Below are 18802 nucleotides of genomic sequence, written 5' to 3' on the forward strand. Positions count from 1 at the left end.
GGCTCCTAAAGCATTGCCAGTTCAAGGTTGGTCAGGGTGCCGTTGTATTGGCGACGCAGGCGCACCTTGCGGGCCAGGTCGGCGATGATGTGGCCGCTGAAATCGACCCCGGCCAGGTCTTCGGCCATGTTGAGCCCGCCTGGCGTATCCACGTTCACTTCCATGAGCTTGTCGCCGACGATGTCCAGGCCGGCGAAATACATGCCGTCGCGGATCAGCTTGGGGGCGACGATCTCCGCCGCGCGCAGCGCGTCCGCGTCCGGCGTCATCAGCTCGAACTTTCCGCCGGCGCTGATGTTGCTGCGCGCGTCGCCACTGTCGTTGTAGCGGCGGATGCAGGCGTATTGCCCATCCACCTGCAGCGGACGGCCGTTGAGGGTCAGCAGGCGCAGGTCCCCGTCGGCAGCCTTGGGCAGGTATTCCTGGGCAATGGCGTAACCGTCGCGGATGACCGCTTCGATCATCTGGTTGAGGTTCGCGCCGCTGTGGCCATCAACCACGAACACGCCCTGGCCGCCCGATCCCTGGAGCGGCTTGATGACCCCGCGCCCGTCGTGGGCGGCAATGAAGGACTTGATCTCGTCGGCGTTACAGGTGATGCAGGTGGCCGGGCGGACTTCTTTGGGAAAGTGCTGGAAATAGGTCTTGTTGGACGCGTTGGTGAGGTTGGCGGGATCGTTGAGCACGATGACCCCGCGCCGGGTCACCAGCTGCGCGAAGAGCAGCGCGCTGTTGGGTGCCCACGGACGATCCTCGACTTCTTCGGCCGGATCGCTGCGCAGCATCAGCACGTCCAGTTCCTCGACGTTGATGCGTTCGGTGGCGGCGTCGCCGCCGTGGATCTCGGCCAGCAGCGCGGCGTCGTCCGGGTACTCGTCAATGCGCGGCACATGGGCGAGCGCGCGCACGGTGTCATTGGCGTCGTAGATGAAGCCGTCCAGGCCGATCAGCGCCACGCTGTGGCCGAGCCTGAGCGCGGTGCGCGCCAGGCGGATGGTGGTGTAGTTGTCCTGCTCGGTGGCGACGTCGTTGACGACGAATCCGAGCTTGAGGGGTTTGTTGCTCATGCACACAGCTCCCGGGGCGGGGTGGGGTGGGATTGGAAGAGGCGCTGCACCGGGATGTTGCGGCAGCGGTCGAGGATCTGTTCAAAGCCGTCGGCGCTGGCGTAGCGCGGCAGCAATGCGGGCGGTTCGGCCCAGCCGGCCTCTGCCAGCTGGTCCAGCACCACCAGGTGTGACAGGGCGAATTTGCCGCGGAACAACGACTCGAATTCGCCACCAGCGCGCAGGTGGTCGAGCAGGTCGCACAGGCCGCGCAGGTACACCGCGTCCTTGGTCAGGCCGCCACCGCGCAGCGCCCGCACGGCGATGTCGAAGGCGTCATCGGTGGCAAAGCCGTGGGTGTCATGCAGGCGCGCGAAGATGACCGGGATGTCTTCGCCGTGGATGGCCAGGTCTGCCGCCACCACCCGGGCGGCCAGCACGCGCAGGCGCTCGCCGGGCAGGTAGCCGGCGAGGTACTCGGCCAGCACGCCGAGGCCTTCCTGCAGCGGATCGTAATTCGCCAGGCCCACGGCCAACTGGCGCATGGGTTGGCGCAGGCCGTTGTAGCGGGTGACGATGTGGGTGCCGATTTCGTGCTGCACCAGCGGCTGCACCCGCGCGCCGGGCAGGCGCAGGTCGGCGTCCAGGTACAGGCGTCCGTGCGAGACCATCATCAGCGAGCCGACATCGGCGTCGACGGTGATTTCAAGCGCGAAGTCCGGCGCCCGTTCGCGATACCAGGCCACCTCGTCTTCAACCGCGGCCACTACGGCGTCCACGCCGCAATCCGCGGTGAGCCGCTCACTGGGACCGACATCGGCCAGGATCTGCTCGGCCAGTTCCAGCAGGCCCGCTTCCACGCCGCCGAACAGATCGATGCTGGCGGTCACGAACCCGTCGGTGCCGCGCAGGCGGACCAGTTCGATCATGCGTTCAAGTTCGCGCTGTTTTTCGCGCAGCACGCCGGCCAGCAGCGGGGACTCGATCTTTTCAACCGGCAGCTCGCCGAGTCGCTTGCGCATGGTTTCCAGGTCAAGGACGGGTTCGGCATAGCGCAGCGCGGGCACGCGGGTGCGATCAGCGGCTTCGAACGCTTCCCAGAGCGCATCCGTGCCCAGCGGCGTCAGCGCCAGCAGCCAGTCGAGTTCGGCATCGATGGCGGCCAGCGAGGTGTCCACCTCGGCTGCGACCGGCGGCAGCGGCTGCGTGGAGGCGAGGTTGCTCAAAGCGGCGCTGCTCATGTGCGGGCCTGGAAGCTGGGACGCACGGCATCCACCGCCGCTTGCAGGCCGGCGCGCAGGTCATACAGGGCGGCAACGTCGGCCTGGCCGGTCCACTCGTCCATGAAGATCTTCTTGAACTCGGGCGAGATGGTGCAGACCCGCGCACCCCAGCGGGCATAGACCCATTCGGGGAAGTGGCCGCCCGTGGGAAAGCGTACGTTGGCTCGCACGTCGGGGTTGCGGCCGCTGACCGGCTGGGCGCGCAGCGCTTCGGAAAACCGTGCGACCACATTGCCCCACCGGTCCGGATCGGCGGTAGTGATGCCGAGTTCTATATCGGGGTTGCCCTGCTGGGGCGCATGGGGGCCGTCGACGCCATCGCGGCGATGGTTGTAGCTGTGCAGGTCGACCAGCAGCAGCGCTTGCCAGCGCTCCAGCAGCCGATCCACCAGTTCGGCGAACATGTTGTAGAAGCGGTCCCAGGCGGCAAGGGAGCGTTCAATTTCTTCTTCCGGCATGGACGTCCGCCACACCTCCAGTCCCCAGCAGTCTTCCGGTCGCGCGTACACGGCGCCCTCGCGTGGACGGTTGAGGTCGGTCTCGAAACGGGATGCCGGTACCTGGATGCGTACGTCGCCTACCTCGGTGAACACACCGGTGAGCGGGTCCTCCTCGCGCAGCCGCTCGGCCGCCGGCAAGGCCACGAGCGGGCGCAACGAAGGCCGCAGGCCGTGGCCGTCGTGGATGGCAGTGGCAATCACCGGCCCATCGCTGACCGCGATGTCCCACTCCCGTGCCCGTGCGGTGGGTACGGGAGGATGGCCGGGATTGAAGTACAGCGCGCCTGGCGCGTGATCCTGAATCTGGGTCATGCGGCGATGTTGTCAGCCGCATCATGATTGATTCGTGTAGGCAGCGCGCCCGGGAGCGCGGTCCGTTCAGGCGCCGGCTCCGGGGCTACGGGGCGGTCAGTGCAGGGGAGGGGAGTCCGGCTCGCCGTCCTGCTGCATGTAGAAATCGTGCAGGTACTTCTCGCCCTTGTCGGCCAGTATGGTCACCACCGTCTTCAGCTCGGGGAACTGTTCGCGGATGCGGCGGGCGGCGATCAGGTGTGCGCCGGAACTGGGTCCGCACAGCAGGCCGCGGGTACGGGCGATCTTGCGCATTTCAGCCACTGCATCGGTGCTGGAGACGCTGAGGAAGTCGCTGACCAGGTCGCGGTGGCGGGCGAAGATGCCGGGCACGAAGCCATCGGAGATGCCTTCGATGCCGTGCAGGTCCACCTCGCCGCAGAGCAGGGTGCGTGATTCGGACGGCTCCATGGCGAACAGGCGCACATCGGGGTTGGCCGCCTTGAAAGCCTGGCCGACGCCAATCAGCGTGCCGCCGGTGCCCACGCCGTGCACGAACGCATCGGGCGTGCGCCCCTGCGGCAGCTGGGCGAGGATCTCCGGGCCCAGGATCTCCCGGTTCTCCTGCACGTTCCATTCCGATTCGAACTGCCCCGGGAAGAAGAACCCGGGCTGCTGGCCCAGCTCGCGGGCGCGCTCCAACGCCTCGTTGACATGGAAGTTGCCGCTCAGCAGCACCTCGGCACCGTACGCGCGCGAGATCGCCACGCGCTCGCTGGTCAGGCCTTCCGGCATGACCACGATCATGCGGTAGCCCTTGACCGCGGCCACCATGGAGAACGCATTGCCGGTGTTGCCGCTGGTGGCCTCCACGATGGTGTCGCCGGGCTTGATCAGACCCTCCTTTTCTGCACGCTCGATGATGTAGGTGGCGATCCGCGCCTTGATCGAGCCGGAGGGATTGAGGAACTCGCACTTGGCGAAAATTCCTTCCTCGAGCTCCAGCAGCGGGGTGTCATGGATGGCGTCGAGGATGGAACGGGAAACGCTGGTATATCGGACAGGCATGGTACGGCTCCTTGCAGGACAGGGGGTGGGGGACGGCCGGGCTGGCGTCGCGGGAGCCCGGAGACATTATCCGCGCTGCCAAGTGCAGGGTGGATGACCCAGGTCAAGGTGCGGCCGCTCTGGCCGGGCGATGCTGGCCGGGTCACCAACCAGCAGGAACACCATGGCAGCCATCGACACCCTTTCCCTCCAGATTCATCCCTTCGACGCGCGCGGCATCGCCAAACGCTTCCGCCACGCGGCGATCTTCGGCGCGATGGACGCATTGCAGCCGGGCGAGGGCATGCGCTTCGTCAACGACCATGATCCGCTGCCGCTGATCGCACAGCTGCGCGAACGCTTCGGCGACGCGCTGGTGGTGGAGTACCGGCAGAAGGAGCCGGGCGCGGTCGTCATCGATTTCGGCGTGGCGGACGTGCACGTGTCCGGCGGCAGCACCTGTTGCGGCGGTTGCACCTGAGGCCGCGCGCTCAGTACATCCTCTCAGTACATGACCAGCGGGATGCCCTGCTCGCCCTGCCGCGTGTAGTCGGCGCGGACCTGGCGGCAATCGTTGCCGGCCATGGCGAAGCGGCGGCAGTTCTCGGGGCGGGTGTCATAGATCCGGCACTGCATGCGGGCCGGGTCGATGGCTACGCACCAGCCTTCCTCATCACGTGCCATCACCTGCAGCCCGTCATCCGCCTGCGTGGTGAGGTGGGCGGGCACGCTGTCGCCCGGCTGCAGCACCACGGTCAGGCGGCAGCAGACTGCATCGCAGGCGCTGCAGTGGGGCGAGTCAGGCAAGGTGTCCGGTCGGCGGCGGCGCTTCGCGGCGGTAGCGCAGTAAACGGGCCCGGATGGCGTTGCCGCTCTGGTCTTCCAGCTCGTGGATTTCCTCTTCGCCCTGGAAGCCCAGCGCGGACAGTTGCCGGGTGAAGGCGGACACGTGGCCGCGGTGGGCGTCGGTCAATACCACTTCGGCGCGGTCGTTGGCGTGGCGCTCGATGACACCGGCCAGCAGGGCGGAGTGCTCCTGTTCGTAGAGCACGTCGCTGCCGATGAACATGTCGAACTTGCCCAGGCTCGGCAGCGGTTCCACCCAGTCAAGCTGGCGGAAGTGCACCGAAGGCAGTTCGTTGAGCGCCGAGTTATAGGCCAGGAAAGGCTCGGCCAGCGGATGGATATCGGAAGCGACCACGTCAGCGCCGCGGCGTTGCAGTACCAGGCTGGACAGCCCGATCCCGCAGCCCAGTTCCAGAATGCGCTTGCCGGCGATATCCGCCGTGTCCATGGCCTCGGCCAGCAGACGCCCTACCGGCCACACCAGACCGAACAGGCTCCACTGTGCGGACGAGATGCCAAGCTTGTCGCCGTGGCCGTCCGGATCCGAGAACTGCTGGTTGTCGCTCAGCACGCGCACGAGGTAGGAGTGGTCACCGATCGGGACCGTAAGGATCTTGGTGTCGTAACCGGGCAAGGTGGGTTCCATGAAGAGGGGCGAAGAGCCCGTGTTCGATGGTAACACTGCGCGGAGATGGGCCACCTTTAACGGCCCGTTCGCAACATTTGGCGACCCGTTCCCTTCCCGAACAGACTTATCGGGACTGGTTGGTCTCAGGCGTGTCGGCGGGGTTTTCCGCTTCGCGATCAGACTGCTTTTTCGCGGCCTTTGCTTCCTTTTTCTTCTTTTTCGCGAGTTCGCGCTGGCGTTTTTCGAATGAGTAGTTTGGTTTGGCCAAGGGTATCCTCGGATTTGAGTGAGTGCCCATTGTAACGGGCGGGGCCAGGGCGTTCCGCGTGGCCGGTTTTGGTACGCTTCCGTCCTTCACTGCACAGGGGCCATTCGCCGGTGTCATTGCTCATTTGGCTGCGGGTGGCCGTGGTGCTGCCGCTGGTTGTAATCAACACGCTGGTGCACGCGGTGCCATTGTTCGTTGCGGCGCTGCTGAAGGCAGTGCTTCCGGGCAAGCGCCTGAAGCGGATGTGCGACCGGCTCCTGACCGGATTGGCGGAAAGCTGGATCGGGGTCAACACCCTCATGCTCGGCTGGTTCACGCCTACCCGCTTCCAGGTACAGGTCCCACCGGGGCTGCAGGTCGACGGCCACTATCTGGTGCTGGCCAATCACCAGAGCTGGGTGGACATCCTGGTGCTGCAGAAGGTGTTCAACCGGCGGATCCCGCTGCTGCGCTTCTTCCTCAAGCGGCAGCTGTTCTGGGTGCCGGTGCTGGGCTTGGCCTGGTGGGCGCTGGATTTCCCGTTCATGGGCCGCTACACCCACCGCCAGGTAGCGCGCAATCCCGAGCTGGCGCGGCGCGATACCGAAGCGGTCAGGCGTGCGTGCCTCAAGTTCCGCGATATCCCGGTGGCGATGATGAATTTCGTCGAGGGCACACGGTTCACGCCTGAAAAGCATGCCCGCCAGGATGCGCCGTACCGGCACCTGCTAAAGCCGAGGTCGGGCGGGGTGGCTTTCGTGCTCGATGCGATGGGCGAGGGGCTGCACGCGATCCTGGACGTCTCAATTGCCTACCCCGGTGGCCGACCCACCATGGTCGACCTGATGGCCGGGCGCGTGCCCGAGGTGCGCGTGCTGGTCCGCGAGCGGCCCATCCCCGAAGCCTTCATGGTCGGCAATTATCAGCAGGACCGCGCCTTCCGTGCCCGTTTCCAGCAGTGGCTGAACGGCCTGTGGGAGGAAAAGGACGTGGACCTGGGGCGCCTGATGGAGCACGGCTCTGCGGAGTGATTTCACTCCACCGGGCGACCGTGGCGATCCACGATGAAGCGGGCGCGGCGGTCGCCGTGATAGAAGGTGGCGCGGTAAAGCCCTTCGTCTTCGCCCGTGCCGCGCTCGCAGAGCATCTTGATCTTGCGGATTTCCATCAGCCGACGGAACTCCTCCAGCTCCAGGCCGAGCTCGCCGGCAACCAGCGCGCCGCTGATTTCGATCATGGGATTGGGCATTGCTCCTGCATCTGTCGCCGGGTGGACGTTCAGTGTGCTCCGGCCGCGGGCAGCGGACACTGACCTGGATCAGGTAGCGGACAGATGGGGCGGTTGACCCAGGTCAGGGCGCGTCGGCCGTGACAGGGCGAGGATGGAGCTGGCAAGGCGAACGCCCGGCCCAGGGCCGCCAGAAACGGAAAAGAGCGAGGGCTGCATGGAATTCCATATCACCCGTGACCCGGGCATGCCGGATGTCGGACTGATCGAGGCTGCGCTGCAGGATCTGGATCCGGCGGCAATGGTGGATATTGACGCGGGCGGGGAGGTACTCCGCCTGGCAACCTGGATTGAAGCGGGACAGCTGGTGGAGGTATTGAACCGGGCCGGCTGGGAAGTTCGGCCCGGTCGTGTCGTTCAGCAGGCTTCCGTGTGTTGTGGAGGCTGCGGCGGCTGACTCAGGCGCGTTTCTTGGCGGCCTTGGCAGGAGCCTTCTTGGTCCGTGCGGTCTTGGAGGCGGAGCGCATCGGGCTGGTGTTCTTGAAATTGGTGGTGGTGCCGAGCACTTCGATCTTGCCCCCGTCCTTGCGGAAGGCGGCGAGATCATCTGCAATGCGTTCGCTGGTCAGCGAAGACCCACGGTCGTTTTTCCTGCCCGAGGTGCGCGTGCGGGTCCTGGCGGCGGGCTTTTGGGTCTGGGGCTTGGCATCTGTGGACATTGCGTCTCCTGTCGGAACATGCGCGAACGCATGGTTCGGTGAGGCCGGGCTGGCACCACGCGTATTGCGTGCGCAGCGTGCCGCCGTCGCATAGGTGCGGCAGCGGGGCCGGGTTGCTTGGATCAGTCGTCCGGGTAAATCCACCGGCCGACGGGGGTCTGACTGGACGGCGGAGTCCTTTCTGCCGCTGCCAGCCCGCTATCCTAGCATTTTCCCGCAAATTATGTTTGGTTTTGCGGTGGGTTCCACTGAAAACCACTGGTTCTGCAGGTTTCCCGCAGTCGTCCGGTATGTGCAACGATCCGCAGGTCCCATCCGTACCGATGCCATGGACGACCTGCAACGCGTGGATATTGCCGAGGAAGCACGCCTGGTGCGCCGGGCGCGCTGGGGCGACCGCAAGGCATTTGAAACCCTGTACCACCGCCATGCGGGCGCGATCCACGCACTTGCCCTGCGCCTGACCGGCAACGCGGCATCTGCGCAAGACGTTACCCAGGACACCTTCATGCAGCTGCTCCGGTTCCTGGGGCGGATGGCGCCTGACCGGCCGCTGCGGCCCTGGCTCAAGCGGGTGGCAGCCAATGCCGCCATCGACCGGCTGCGGCGGGAGCAACGCCTGGTCGATCTGGGCGATGTGGAAATCGCGCTGGCAGAGCCCGGTGCCGGACCGGGCCAGGATCATGAATCACTGGGGTTGCTGCAACGGTTCCCCCCGCTGGTACGTACCGTGGTGTGGCTGCAGGTGGTGGAAGGCTGGACCCACCGCGAGCTGGGTAAACGGTTCGGGCGCAGCGAGAGCTGGTCGAAGTCCGTAGTGGCCCGCACGCTGGCGCGAATGCGGGAAATGATCGAGGTGGACGAGTGATGGATGAGACAGGGCGGCGGATGAAAGACTATCTGGCAGGGCTCGAAGACGCGCCGCTTCCGGATGATCTCTGGGTGCGCGTTGCAGCTGCCCGCAGGCGGCGGCTGGCCGCGCGGCTCGGAGTGGCAGCTTCCTGCAGTGTTGCGGTGGCTGCATTCGCGTTCGCCCTGGTGCAGCCCGAAGGCATGCTTCGGCAGGAAACGCTGTCCCCCGGGCTTGCTGTTGAGGCCCCGGCCGACGTATCGCCGGCAGCGATTGTCGATGAAAAAGAGATCTATCGCTCCGTGCAGGCGATCGACCGAGCCCTGCAGGTGGCCTACGACCGCCAGGCCACGGATGAAGAGGTGGCGCCCCTGTGGGAGGCGCGCCAGGACCTGATGCAGGCCGCAGCCGCGGTACGCAAGAATGGCTAGGAGATGACCATGAAGACGATGACAGGCACGTTTGTCCTGGCTGCACTGGCTGCACTGTGTTCACCCGTGGCGCATGCAGCGCCCTCGCTGCCGGCTTCGGCGGTGAGCACCGTGCCCGCGCTGGCGTCTGCGGCGCACGCCGGACTTGGCATCGTGGTGGACGGCCGACGGACGGGCGAAGAAGGCGTCCAGGTGTTGGCGGTCTCGCCCGGCGGGGCCGGCGAACAGATGGGGCTCATGCCGGGCGACAGGCTGCTGTCGATCAATGGCCGGACACTGGTAGGGGTGATGGCGCCAAATGCCCTGATCGGTGAAGTCCTGACGGACGGGGGTGAGGTGAGGCTGGACCTGGTGCGTGACGGCGAACGCCTGGCGCTTTCGGGCAAGGCCGGCGATGCCATCGGCACGGCCAGCGTTTTGATGGAAGGGTGTGGCTACGTGAGCACGTTGGGGGCGCCACCGCGTGTGACCAGGAATATTTACAGTGCGGAGATCACCCAGATCAACGGGCGCAGCACGCCGCTGGTTGCGCAGAATCGGCACGAAGTTCCCGTCGGCCGACAGGTACTGGTAGTGCGTGAGGAGATTGACCGCCACAGGATCCCGAGCGCCGACCTTCTGAGGATCGAACGCATGCAGCGCAGGAAACAGGGGCGTATCTACAAGACGCTGGTGATCGATGTGGAGCCGGATACCCGCTATTCGATTGGTGCCCAGCTGCTGCCCGATCGGTTGGACCGGGACAGCGTCCGCAATAACGACTGGTGGGAACCCGTGGTCTGGGAATCACGGCGCGAAGAGTGCCGCTGATCCCACAGTGTCCCGGTACCGCCCGACGGGAAAGGTGAATCCATGACCAATGGCGCGCTGTTTCCCGGGCGGGCAGCAGGTATTCTTGGCGGCTGTCGCCCCGCCGAGTCTGTGGGGGACCCAGTTATCCATCCGGAGAATCAACTTTGAAGAAGACCCTGCTGTTTGCCGCCACTACCCTGGCGCTGTCGCTGGCCGCGCCGGTTGCTGCGCATGATGCGCACTCCTGCCTGGACGAGTCCTGCCACGTACAAGTCCGGTTCCTGGACGACGGCGAGCAGGGCGCAGCAAATGCTGCCGAGTCGATTGCCGCGCCGCGCATGGGCACCTGGGGCATCGATACCGACGGCATGGACACCAGCGTGTCACCCGGCGAGGACTTCTTCGCCTATGTGAGTGGCAAGTGGGCGGAAAACACCGAAATCCCGTCTGACCGCTCCAGCTATGGTTCGTTCCTGGCCTTGCGTGACCTGTCCGAGTCGCGGGTGCACCAGCTGGTGGAGAGCTACGAGCTGGGTGATCCGGCCACCGACGGTGACGCTGCCAAGGTTGCCGCCCTGTATCACGGTTTCATGGACGAAGCGTCGATTGAGGCGCTTGGCGTGCAGCCGCTGCAGCCGTACCTGGATGCGGTCCGCAGCGTGTCCGACAAGGAAGAGATGGCGCACCTGATGGGCGCGCAGAACGGCGGCTTCACCCGCAGTTTTTTCAGCGTGGGCGTGTCGGATGACCAGCTGAACCCCGATTACTACACCCTGTACATGAGCCAGTCCGGGCTGGGCCTGGGTGATCGCGAGATGTACCTGCGCGACAACTTCGAGCCGCAGCGCGAGCGTTACGTGGCCTATATCGCCCAGCTGCTGGAGCTGGCCGGTTGGGACAATGCACGGGCAAGCGCTGATGCCATCATGGAGATGGAGACCCGCATCGCCGAGGCGCACTGGACCCGTGCCGAGAGCCGCGATCGCGACAAGACCTACAACCCGGTGGCGCTGGGCGAATTCGAAGCACAGGCTCCGGGTTTCCCGTGGCAGCGCTTCTTCACCGCGGCCGGTGTCAGCCACGCCCCGCAGGCGGTGGTGCGCCAGAACACCGCAATCCCGAAGATGGCGGCGATCTTCGCCGACACCGATCTGGACACCCTCAAGGCGTGGCAGGCATTCCACACCGTAGATCGCGCTGCGTCGCTGCTTTCCAGTGACTTCGTCAACGCCCAGTTCGAGTTCCGCGAGAAGTTCCTGTCCGGCCAGCCGGAGCTGCGTGAGCGCTGGAAGCGCGGCGTGTCGTTTGCCGAATCGGTGATGGGCGAAGCCATCGGCCGTGACTACGTGCAGCTGTACTTCCCGGCCGACGCCAAGGCCAAGATGGATGAGCTGGTCGCCAACGTGAAGGCGGCCATGGGCGCGCGCCTGGATGCGCTGGAGTGGATGGGCGAGGACACCAAGGCAGAGGCCCATGCCAAGCTGCAGAACTTCGGCCTGAAGATCGGCCATCCCGACGAGTGGCGCGATTACAGCGGCCTGGAAGTGGTGAACGGCGACACCTTCGGCAACGCTGCGCGTGCGGCCCGGTTCGAGTGGGACTACCGTCGCGCACGCATCGGCCAGCCGGTGGACAAGGCCGAGTGGGGCATGACCCCGCAGACCGTGAACGCCTACTACAACTCGGTCAAGAACGAGATCGTGTTCCCGGCCGCGATCCTGCAGCCGCCGTTCTTCGATCCGGAAGCAGACCCGGCGGTGAACTACGGCGCCATCGGCGGCGTGATCGGGCACGAGATCATCCACGGCTTTGATGACCAGGGCCGCAAGTCCGACGGCGAGGGCCTGCTGCGTGACTGGTGGACCGCAGAGGACGCAGCCGAGTTCGAAGCACAGGCCGCCAAGCTGGGCGCCCAGTACGAGTCGTACGAGTTCCCGCAGCTGCCTGGCATGCACATCAACAGCCGCACCGCGATGGGCGAGAACATCGGCGACCTGGGCGGTCTGACGATCGCGCTGGAAGCCTACCGCCGTTCGCTGGATGGCCAGGAAGCCCCGGTGCTCGACGGCTTCACCGGCGAACAGCGCTTCTTCATGGGCTGGTCCCAGGTGTGGCGGATCCTGTGGCGTGACGATGCGCTGCGCCAGCAGCTGGTCAACGGCACCCACTCGCCGGGCCACATCCGTGCGTTCGCGCCGCTGCGCAACATCGATGCGTGGTACGACGCTTTCAACGTCACCGAAGGCGATGCGCTGTACATCGCACCGGAGGATCGCGTGCGGATCTGGTGATCCCTCGCACCATTCGCTGAAAAGGAAAGGGCGGCCAGTGGCCGCCCTTTCTGTTTCGAGGGTTCAAGCCCCCCGGCGTCGGCCGCGTAGGGCCGACCTACCTCGCTTCGCGGATGTACCCGTCCACTTCGCGCTCGAGCAGGTTCAGCGGCACGGTGCCGGTGAGCAGCACGCGGTTGTGGAACCCGCGTGGATCGAAGGCTTCACCCAGCGCGTCGCGGGCCTTGTCGCGCAGGCGGATCATCTCCAGCTGGCCGACCTTGTAGGAGGTGGCCTGGCCGGGCATGACCACATAGCGGTCCACTTCCGAGGGGGCGATGCCGTAGTCGACCGCCTGCTGGCGGGTCCAGCCCTTGGCGTGCAGGCCGGTGTCGACCACCAGGCGGCGGGCGCGGAACAGCTCGGCATCCAGCTGGCCCAGCAGGCCCTCGGCATCGCCTTCGTACCAGCCTTCCTCGGCGGCCAGGCGTTCGGCGTACAGGGCCCAGCCTTCGCTGAAGGCGGAAATTCCGCCCAGGGCACGGGTCTGGCGGAACTTCGGCAATTCGCTGTTCTCCACCGACAGCGCGATCTGGAAGTGGTGGCCGGGAACGGCCTCGTGGTAAGTCAGGGTGCGCAGGCCGAAATTGGTCAGCCGGTTGGTGCGCAGCGGCATCTGGAAAACCCCGGGACGCGAACCATCCAGCGGCGGCGCGGTGTAGCTGGCCGCGGCGCTCTCCCAGCGGTACTCGGGATACGGCTGGGCGATCACCGGAGTGCCGGGGCGGATGTCGAACAGTCCATCCGCGCGTCGCTCCGCGTCGCGCATCATGGTGTCGATATCGGACATGAGCTGCGCGCGGCCATCGTCATCGTCTGGATAGGCCAGGTCCTGGCGCAGCTGGGCCACGCGCCCGTTGACGCTGCCTTCGGTGCGCCCCAGCGAGTGCAGGATGGTGTCCATTTCGCCTTCGATGCGCTCCACTTCCGACAGCCCCAGGACGTGGATCTGTTCCGCATCCAGACCGGTGGAGGTGAAGCGGCGCAGCTGATAGGCGTAAGCTTCCGCGCCGCCCTCGAAGCGCCACAGGCCGGCATCAGCGGTGGCGTGCGGCAGCTGTGACTCCAGCACGGCAATGGTTTCGCGCCAGGCCGGATAGACGCTGTCGGCGACGATGGCGGCCGCCTCACCGACCAGCGAGCGGCGCTGGGCGGCATCAAGGTCATCCACGCTTTCCAGGCGCGTCTGCAGCGAAGTGACCAGCGGATTGTCCGCGGAAGCGGGCGAGATGAACTGCCGCATCTGGTTGATGGTGGCCTGAAGAATGAAGCTGGGCGGCAGGATCCCGCGTTCGGCCAGCTCCGCCGCGCGCCCGCGCGCTTCGCCCATGCGCGCTTCGATCAGCCGCAGCCTGGCCAGGTAGTTGTCTGCATCCTGGGCGCTGGAAACCGGGTGCACCACCGTCATCAGGTTGGGCAACCCCACGTTCGCTCCGCTGAACTGGTTCAGGGGAAACTGCAGGTGGCTGAACTCTTCGCCGCCAACGATCGTCTCCAGTTGCCAGGCCATCAGCTCGGCGGAGACGCGTTCGGTATCGGACATCGCCTCCAGATCGAACCGCCCCAGCTGCTCCAGCCCGCGACGCGCAAGTTCCACCGTTTCCCTGCGGAACTCCTCCGTCATCGGCGTCAGCTTCCGGTCCATCTCCTGCTGCCGCTCATCGTTGAAGTAGCGGCTGCCGGTGGCGGAAGACGGCTGGCGCAGCATCCACTCGTCGGTGAAGGCCTCGAAGAAGGCGCTGACGCTGTCGGCGGCGGGCGAATCTGCGGTGGTCTGGGACTGCGCGGTCGGGTCCGCCTGGCCGGACGGTGCGGGCGCGCATGCGCCGAGCATGGCGGCTGCGGTGAGCAGGGCGGCGGGAAGTATGCGGTGCCTGGACAAGGAATCCTCCGGGGAATCGTGACGGGGTAGGGCGGGCCTGGCCCACCATGGCCGGTCGATGCTATCCGGCGTCCTGGCGCTCGTCCCGTGTCGAAGGGACCGGGCTGCCCGCAGTCCATCCCTGCAGCTGCAGTCCGTCCAGCAGGGCCGTGACCCTGGCGCGGCCGGCAGCGCCGTGCACGGGCAGCACCAGACTGTCGCCGGGACGGGCGCTGGCCAGGATCATGCGCGCAGCTTCGGTTTCGTCCAGGCATTCGAGGATGGCTTCATCGGCCACGCCGTGCCGGGTCAGGGCGTCGCGCAGCAGGCGGGCCACGGCCCCGCTTTCGCGGCCGCGCAGGTAGCCGTCCATATCCTTGAGCACGACCCGGTCGGGAGCGTGCGCGGCGGCGGTGGCGGCCAGGTCGGCGATGGCCTCGTCGCTGCGGTTGCCGGCCTGGCCCAGCAACAGGTGCAGGCGCCCGCCGGGATGGTGTGCCTGGCGGACGAGGGTGAGCAGGTGGCCCAGGCCGTCCGGGTTGTGCGCATAGTCCACGTAGACCTGTACCGGGCCGCCAAGCGTCCACCGCTGCAGCCGACCGGGATTGTCGTCGTGGGCGCTGCCAAAGTGGCCAAGCACGGCGCGGATGGTGTCCGGCCCGATCCCCAGGCAGGCGGCAGCGAGCGCGGCGGCGGCGGCGTTCTGCACGTTGTGCGCGGCCAGCCCGCCGAGGGTGAGCGGCATCCCGGCGATCGCGCCCAGGTCATGTGTACGCGCACCGTCGAACAGCAGCAGCCGACCATCGCGCACGCCGCAGCTGCGACGACCGTCGGCGCGTGCCTGCTGCAACAAGGGGTGTCCGTCGTCAACGGAGAACCAGGCCAGCGGCGCGTCGAGGCCGGCGGCGCCGCGTCGCAGGAGCTCGTTGTCTGCGTTGAGCACCAGCGTGCCGTGGCTGTCGACGGCACGTGCCACGGTCAGCTTTACCTGCGCCAGGCCGTCCAGGTCGTGGATGCCGTATTCGCCGAAATGGTCCGGGCTGACATTGGTCACCACGGCCACGTCGGCGCGCTCCACGCCAAGGCCGCGGCGCAACAGCCCGCCGCGCGCGGTTTCCAGGATCGCCGCCTGCGCCTGGCGGTTGCGCAGCAGGCTGCGGGCGCCTCCCGGGCCGGACCAGTCCCCGTCCTCGATCAGCGTGCCGTCCAGATACAGCCCGTCGGTGCAGCTGTTGGCGGTGTGCCAGCCGTGGGCGATGGCGATCGCTGTGAGCAGGCGCACGGTGGTGGTCTTGCCGTTGGAGCCGGTGACCAGGGCCACGGGGATGGCGTGCAGCTCCGTCCACGGCACCTCGTCGGGCCGGGGCAGCGCGTGGTTGTCCCAGGTGAGGCTGCCGGTGCCGGTGCCGATCGAGAGCTGTTCGTCGTCGAGCAGCAGCGGCAGGCCATGCGCCTGAGCGGCGGCGCGCAGGGCGGTCAGGCGGGGCAGGCTTTCGGCCACGGCGGCGGCGCGCAGCAGGCGCATGGCCTGCGCCTCGTCCGCGACGGGAGCGTGGCCGGGCTGGTGCATGGGCTCGCCGGCGCTGATGCCCGCTTTCGCGAGGGTGGCCAGCCAGGCCCACTCGTTGATTTCGGTGGCGGTGTAGAGCTGGTCGGACGGCGCGGAGAAGGCGAGGCTGGCGCCGCTGGCGTGCTTGCGGATAACGATCGGCCCATCGGGCCAGTGCAGGGCGGCGCGCGCGCGCTGGATCCGCTGCTTCCAGCCTTCGAGCAGCGTTTCCGGCACCGGCGCGCCCACCCCGGTTTCCAGCACCGCGCCGGCCTGGGAGAAATACAGGTTGGGGCCGGTCAGCCGGCGCGAGTCGTCGAACAGCGGCAAGGCGTCAGGGCTCATGGCGCGGTCAGTCACTGTCCTCGTCTGGCACGAATACCAGGCCACGCTCTTCGCGCACCAGGCCCTCCAGATCGAAGTCGGATTCGCCGGTGCTTCCTGTGGGCAGCCGCGGCGGATCGACCGCTTTGGCCGGAGCCGCCGCTTCGGCGCCGCCGGGACCGAACTTGGTGATCTGCTTCCAGGAGCGGGCCAGCGCGTCGGCAAACACCAACAGCAGGTCACCGGGCTGGCCCATGCGCAGCGCGGCGTCGACGGCCTGCTGCTCGTCGGGAATGATCGAGATGGCGTCCTCGGCCACGCCCGCCTCTCGCAGGGCGTGGGCAATGATGTCGGGCACCTCGTCGCTGCCGCGCCCGCGCAGGTTGTCGTCGCGGCGACAGATGTAGTGGTCGAAGCGTCCCGCGACTGACTGCGCGATCGCCACCAGGTCCTCGTCGCGGCGGTCACCGGGCCCGGCGACCACCACGATGCGCCGTCCCTCCACCTCAAGCCGCTGGGCCAGGTCGGCCATCATCCCGACCGCGTGGGCATTGTGGGCGTAATCGAACAGCACCTTGAACGGGTGTTCGTTGAATACGTTCGTCCGGCCGGGCGCCTGGAAGAAAGTGGTGTCGAAGGTGCGCAGGCCGTGGCGGATGTCATCGAGCTTGAACCCGAGCGCGAACGCCATGGCCGCGGCGAACATCGCATTCTGCACGTTGTGCAGGGCGCGGCCCTCCAGCGTGGCCGGAACCAGGTGGGTCCACAGCAGCGGGATGTGGCTGCCCTTGTCGTACAGGGTGATCATGTGGCCGTTCACCCCTTCTTCCAGCGCGCAGGCGCGGCCGCCGGCGCGCACGTGTTCGCGCACCAGGCGGTGGCCGGGGTTCATGGTCACGTAGCAGATGGTGCGGGCACTGGTGTAGCCGGACATGCGCAGCACGTTGGGATCGTCGGCGTTGAGCACCGCGCACTCCGTGGCCACCTCCACCACGATGCGCTTGACCTCGGCGAGCTGCTCGACGGTGTCGATGCCCTTGATTCCCAGGTGGTCGGCCTGCACGTTGATCACCGCGCCCACGTCCACCGACGGCACGCCCATGCCGGCGCGCAGCAGCCCGCCGCGCGCGGTCTCCAGCACCGCCAGGTCGATGGTGGGGTCGCGCAGCACCATGCGTGCGGAGACCGGTCCGGTCATGTCGCCCTCCACCGTGCGCTGGCCGTCGATGTACACACCCTCCGTGGTGGTCAGGCCGGGCGTGTGTCCGGCCATCTTGGCGATATGGGACAGCATGCGCGCCGTGGTGGTCTTGCCGTTGGTGCCGGTGACCGCGGCGATCGGTACGCGTGAGGGCGAACCCGGCGGGAACAGCATGTCGATCACCGGGCCGGCGGCGTCGCGTGGCGAGCCTTCGCTGGGCGCCACGTGCATGCGGAATCCGGGCGCGGCGTTGACCTCGCAGATCGCGCCGCCGATGCCGCGATGGCTTTCGCTGATATTGGTGCTGATGAAGTCCACGCCGCCAACATCCAGACCGATCGCACGCACCGCGCGCACCGCCATTTCGCGGTTGTCCGGATGGATGATGTCGGTGACATCGGTGGCGGTGCCGCCGGTGGACAGGTTGGCGGTGGAGCGCAGGAACACGACTTCATCGGCCTTGGGCACCGAGTCGGCGCCGTAGCCGGCGCGCTCCATCATCAGCTGCGCTTCGCGGTCCAGTTCAAGCCGCGTCAATACCTTCTCGTGCCCGACGCCGCGGCGGGGGTCGTGGTTCACCTGGTCCACCAGCTCCGCGATCGTGCTGCGGCCGTCGCCCACGACATGCCCCGGGGTACGCCGGGTGGCCGCGACCAGTTCGCCATTGATCACCAGCAGGCGGTGGTCGTCGCCGGGCTGGAAGGTTTCCACGATCACCGAACGCGAGTGTTCCTGCGCTGCCACGAAGGCGGCGCGGATCTCGTCGTCGTCGGTGATGTTGATGGTGATACCGCGGCCGTGGTTGCCGTTGTACGGCTTGAGCACCACGGGACCGCCCAGCCTGCGGGCGGCCTTGAGCGCATCGGTCTGGCTCGAAACGAGCATCTGCCGGGGCACCGGCAGCCCGAGCGCGGCGAGGATATTGTTGGTTTCTTCCTTGTCGCCGGCCATCCCCACCGCGATATAGGGCGTGCGTCCGGTGATGGTGGCCTGGATGCGCTGCTGGTAGCGGCCGTGTCCGAACTGCACCAGTGAATGTTCGTTGAGACGCAGCCAGGGAATGCCGCGCTCCTCGGCCGCGCGTACCAGAGAGGCGGTAGAAGGCCCGAGTGCGCGCCGCTGGGCGTAGCGGATGAAGTCGTCGCGGGCTGCTTCCCAGTTCCAGTCTTCCGGCACGCTGCGCTCCGGGTGCAGGTTTTCAGGCAGCAGCGAGCAGATCAGGCGCATTGCCAGCTCGCCGGCGGCGATGCCTTCCTCGCGCTGGCCATATTCGTAGATGACCGTATACACCCCGGGACGCCCGTCGACGCTGCGGGTCTTGCCAAAGGTGACGTCGCCGCCGGCGACGTTTTGCAGTTCGATCGCCACGTGTTCGAACACGTGCCCCAGCCAGGTGCCTTCATCCTCGCGCATGCGGCGCAGGAAGCCGCCGGGCTCGCGGTAGGAGCAGCCGTGTTCGGCCAGGTCCGGCACGGCGGCTATCAGGCCCTCGATGAACTCCGGCCCCAGACGGACGGTGGGCCACTGCTCCAGCTCGCCCAGGTCCATGAGCAGCCGGATGACGGGGAAATGCGCATGCAGGGACGGACCAACGTAAACGGAGCGTTCAAGGATGCGCATGGTGGTTTT

At 67.0% G+C, this 18802-nt stretch carries 19 protein-coding genes; 7 read left to right on the forward strand and 12 right to left on the reverse strand.

All coding sequences use genetic code 11. The annotated features are described in order from the left end of the window. Window positions 1-5: 5 nt before the first annotated feature. The 4 genes from ACW7G2_RS01035 to ACW7G2_RS01050 all read right to left on the reverse strand — a co-directional run bounded on the left by ACW7G2_RS01035 (window position 6) and on the right by ACW7G2_RS01050 (window position 4188). On the reverse strand, window positions 6-1067 hold the full coding sequence (locus tag ACW7G2_RS01035) for an ATP-grasp domain-containing protein (protein ID WP_456971815.1): 1062 nt from the start codon (window positions 1065-1067) through the stop codon (window positions 6-8). Further along, a complete protein-coding gene (locus tag ACW7G2_RS01040) occupies window positions 1064-2287 on the reverse strand; it encodes a flavohemoglobin expression-modulating QEGLA motif protein (RefSeq protein WP_456971817.1) in 1224 nt (407 codons plus the stop codon). Before ACW7G2_RS01040 ends, ACW7G2_RS01035 begins: the two co-directional genes overlap by 4 nt. Continuing rightward, window positions 2284-3141 (reverse strand): N-formylglutamate amidohydrolase, encoded by an 858-nt coding sequence (locus ACW7G2_RS01045; protein ID WP_456971819.1) that lies wholly within the window; start codon window positions 3139-3141, stop codon window positions 2284-2286. Before ACW7G2_RS01045 ends, ACW7G2_RS01040 begins: the two co-directional genes overlap by 4 nt. A gap of 96 nt (window positions 3142-3237) precedes the next feature. Further along, a complete protein-coding gene (locus tag ACW7G2_RS01050; protein ID WP_456971821.1) occupies window positions 3238-4188 on the reverse strand; it encodes a PLP-dependent cysteine synthase family protein in 951 nt (316 codons plus the stop codon). A gap of 163 nt (window positions 4189-4351) precedes the next feature. Here ACW7G2_RS01050 and ACW7G2_RS01055 point away from each other — a divergent pair, with 163 nt between their 5' ends. Further along, window positions 4352-4648: a DUF2249 domain-containing protein gene (locus ACW7G2_RS01055; protein WP_456971823.1), complete on the forward strand. Its 297-nt coding sequence runs from the start codon at window positions 4352-4354 to the stop codon at window positions 4646-4648. Window positions 4649-4671: 23 nt separating this feature from the next. Here ACW7G2_RS01055 and ACW7G2_RS01060 read toward each other — a convergent pair whose 3' ends face one another. The 3 genes from ACW7G2_RS01060 to ACW7G2_RS01070 all read right to left on the reverse strand — a co-directional run bounded on the left by ACW7G2_RS01060 (window position 4672) and on the right by ACW7G2_RS01070 (window position 5909). After that, the gene (locus tag ACW7G2_RS01060; protein ID WP_456971825.1) at window positions 4672-4974 is read right to left on the reverse strand and encodes a YkgJ family cysteine cluster protein; all 303 of its coding nucleotides are present in this window, start codon (window positions 4972-4974) and stop codon (window positions 4672-4674) included. Beyond that, window positions 4967-5647, reverse strand: coding sequence for a class I SAM-dependent methyltransferase (locus ACW7G2_RS01065; RefSeq protein WP_456971827.1), 681 nt, complete (start codon window positions 5645-5647; stop codon window positions 4967-4969). Before ACW7G2_RS01065 ends, ACW7G2_RS01060 begins: the two co-directional genes overlap by 8 nt. A 118-nt stretch (window positions 5648-5765) precedes the next feature. After that, entirely contained in the window at window positions 5766-5909 is a 144-nt protein-coding gene (locus ACW7G2_RS01070; protein ID WP_456971829.1) for a hypothetical protein, read from the reverse strand. Window positions 5910-6019: 110 nt separating this feature from the next. On the opposite strand from ACW7G2_RS01070, the gene ACW7G2_RS01075 reads away from it, so the two are divergent. Continuing rightward, entirely contained in the window at window positions 6020-6919 is a 900-nt protein-coding gene (locus ACW7G2_RS01075; RefSeq protein WP_456971831.1) for an acyltransferase, read from the forward strand. 2 nt (window positions 6920-6921) lie between these two features. Here the strand turns inward: ACW7G2_RS01075 and ACW7G2_RS01080 are convergent, their stop codons facing one another. Further along, window positions 6922-7137: a DUF6522 family protein gene (locus ACW7G2_RS01080; protein WP_456971833.1), complete on the reverse strand. Its 216-nt coding sequence runs from the start codon at window positions 7135-7137 to the stop codon at window positions 6922-6924. Between the two features lie 196 nt (window positions 7138-7333). On the opposite strand from ACW7G2_RS01080, the gene ACW7G2_RS01085 reads away from it, so the two are divergent. Continuing rightward, window positions 7334-7573 carry a hypothetical protein gene (locus ACW7G2_RS01085; RefSeq protein WP_456971835.1) on the forward strand — a complete coding sequence of 80 codons (240 nt, stop codon included), beginning with the start codon at window positions 7334-7336 and terminating at the stop codon, window positions 7571-7573. Between the two features lies 1 nt (window position 7574). On the opposite strand, the gene ACW7G2_RS01090 is transcribed toward ACW7G2_RS01085, so the two are convergent. Then, complete coding sequence (locus tag ACW7G2_RS01090; protein WP_456971837.1) at window positions 7575-7835, reverse strand: hypothetical protein; 261 nt, start codon at window positions 7833-7835, stop codon at window positions 7575-7577. Window positions 7836-8127: 292 nt separating this feature from the next. Between ACW7G2_RS01090 and ACW7G2_RS01095 the strand changes: the two genes are divergently transcribed. The 4 genes from ACW7G2_RS01095 to ACW7G2_RS01110 all read left to right on the forward strand — a co-directional run bounded on the left by ACW7G2_RS01095 (window position 8128) and on the right by ACW7G2_RS01110 (window position 12199). After that, a complete protein-coding gene (locus ACW7G2_RS01095; protein WP_456971839.1) occupies window positions 8128-8703 on the forward strand; it encodes an RNA polymerase sigma factor in 576 nt (191 codons plus the stop codon). A gap of 20 nt (window positions 8704-8723) precedes the next feature. Beyond that, window positions 8724-9116, forward strand: a complete 393-nt coding sequence (locus ACW7G2_RS01100) for a hypothetical protein (protein WP_456971841.1) — start codon at window positions 8724-8726, stop codon at window positions 9114-9116. Between the two features lie 9 nt (window positions 9117-9125). Continuing rightward, complete coding sequence (locus tag ACW7G2_RS01105; RefSeq protein WP_456971843.1) at window positions 9126-9926, forward strand: PDZ domain-containing protein; 801 nt, start codon at window positions 9126-9128, stop codon at window positions 9924-9926. 146 nt (window positions 9927-10072) lie between these two features. After that, window positions 10073-12199: a M13 family metallopeptidase gene (locus tag ACW7G2_RS01110; protein WP_456971845.1), complete on the forward strand. Its 2127-nt coding sequence runs from the start codon at window positions 10073-10075 to the stop codon at window positions 12197-12199. 97 nt (window positions 12200-12296) lie between these two features. Here the strand turns inward: ACW7G2_RS01110 and ACW7G2_RS01115 are convergent, their stop codons facing one another. The 3 genes from ACW7G2_RS01115 to cphA form a co-directional block, all read right to left on the reverse strand. Further along, on the reverse strand, window positions 12297-14120 hold the full coding sequence (locus ACW7G2_RS01115; protein ID WP_456971847.1) for a DUF885 domain-containing protein: 1824 nt from the start codon (window positions 14118-14120) through the stop codon (window positions 12297-12299). 61 nt (window positions 14121-14181) lie between these two features. After that, window positions 14182-15993: a Mur ligase family protein gene (locus ACW7G2_RS01120; protein WP_456971849.1), complete on the reverse strand. Its 1812-nt coding sequence runs from the start codon at window positions 15991-15993 to the stop codon at window positions 14182-14184. A 7-nt stretch (window positions 15994-16000) separates the two neighbouring features. After that, entirely contained in the window at window positions 16001-18793 is a 2793-nt protein-coding gene (cphA, locus tag ACW7G2_RS01125) for a cyanophycin synthetase (protein ID WP_456971851.1), read from the reverse strand. Window positions 18794-18802: the final 9 nt, after the last annotated feature.

The sequence above is a fragment of the Luteimonas sp. A277 genome (assembly GCF_054052045.1).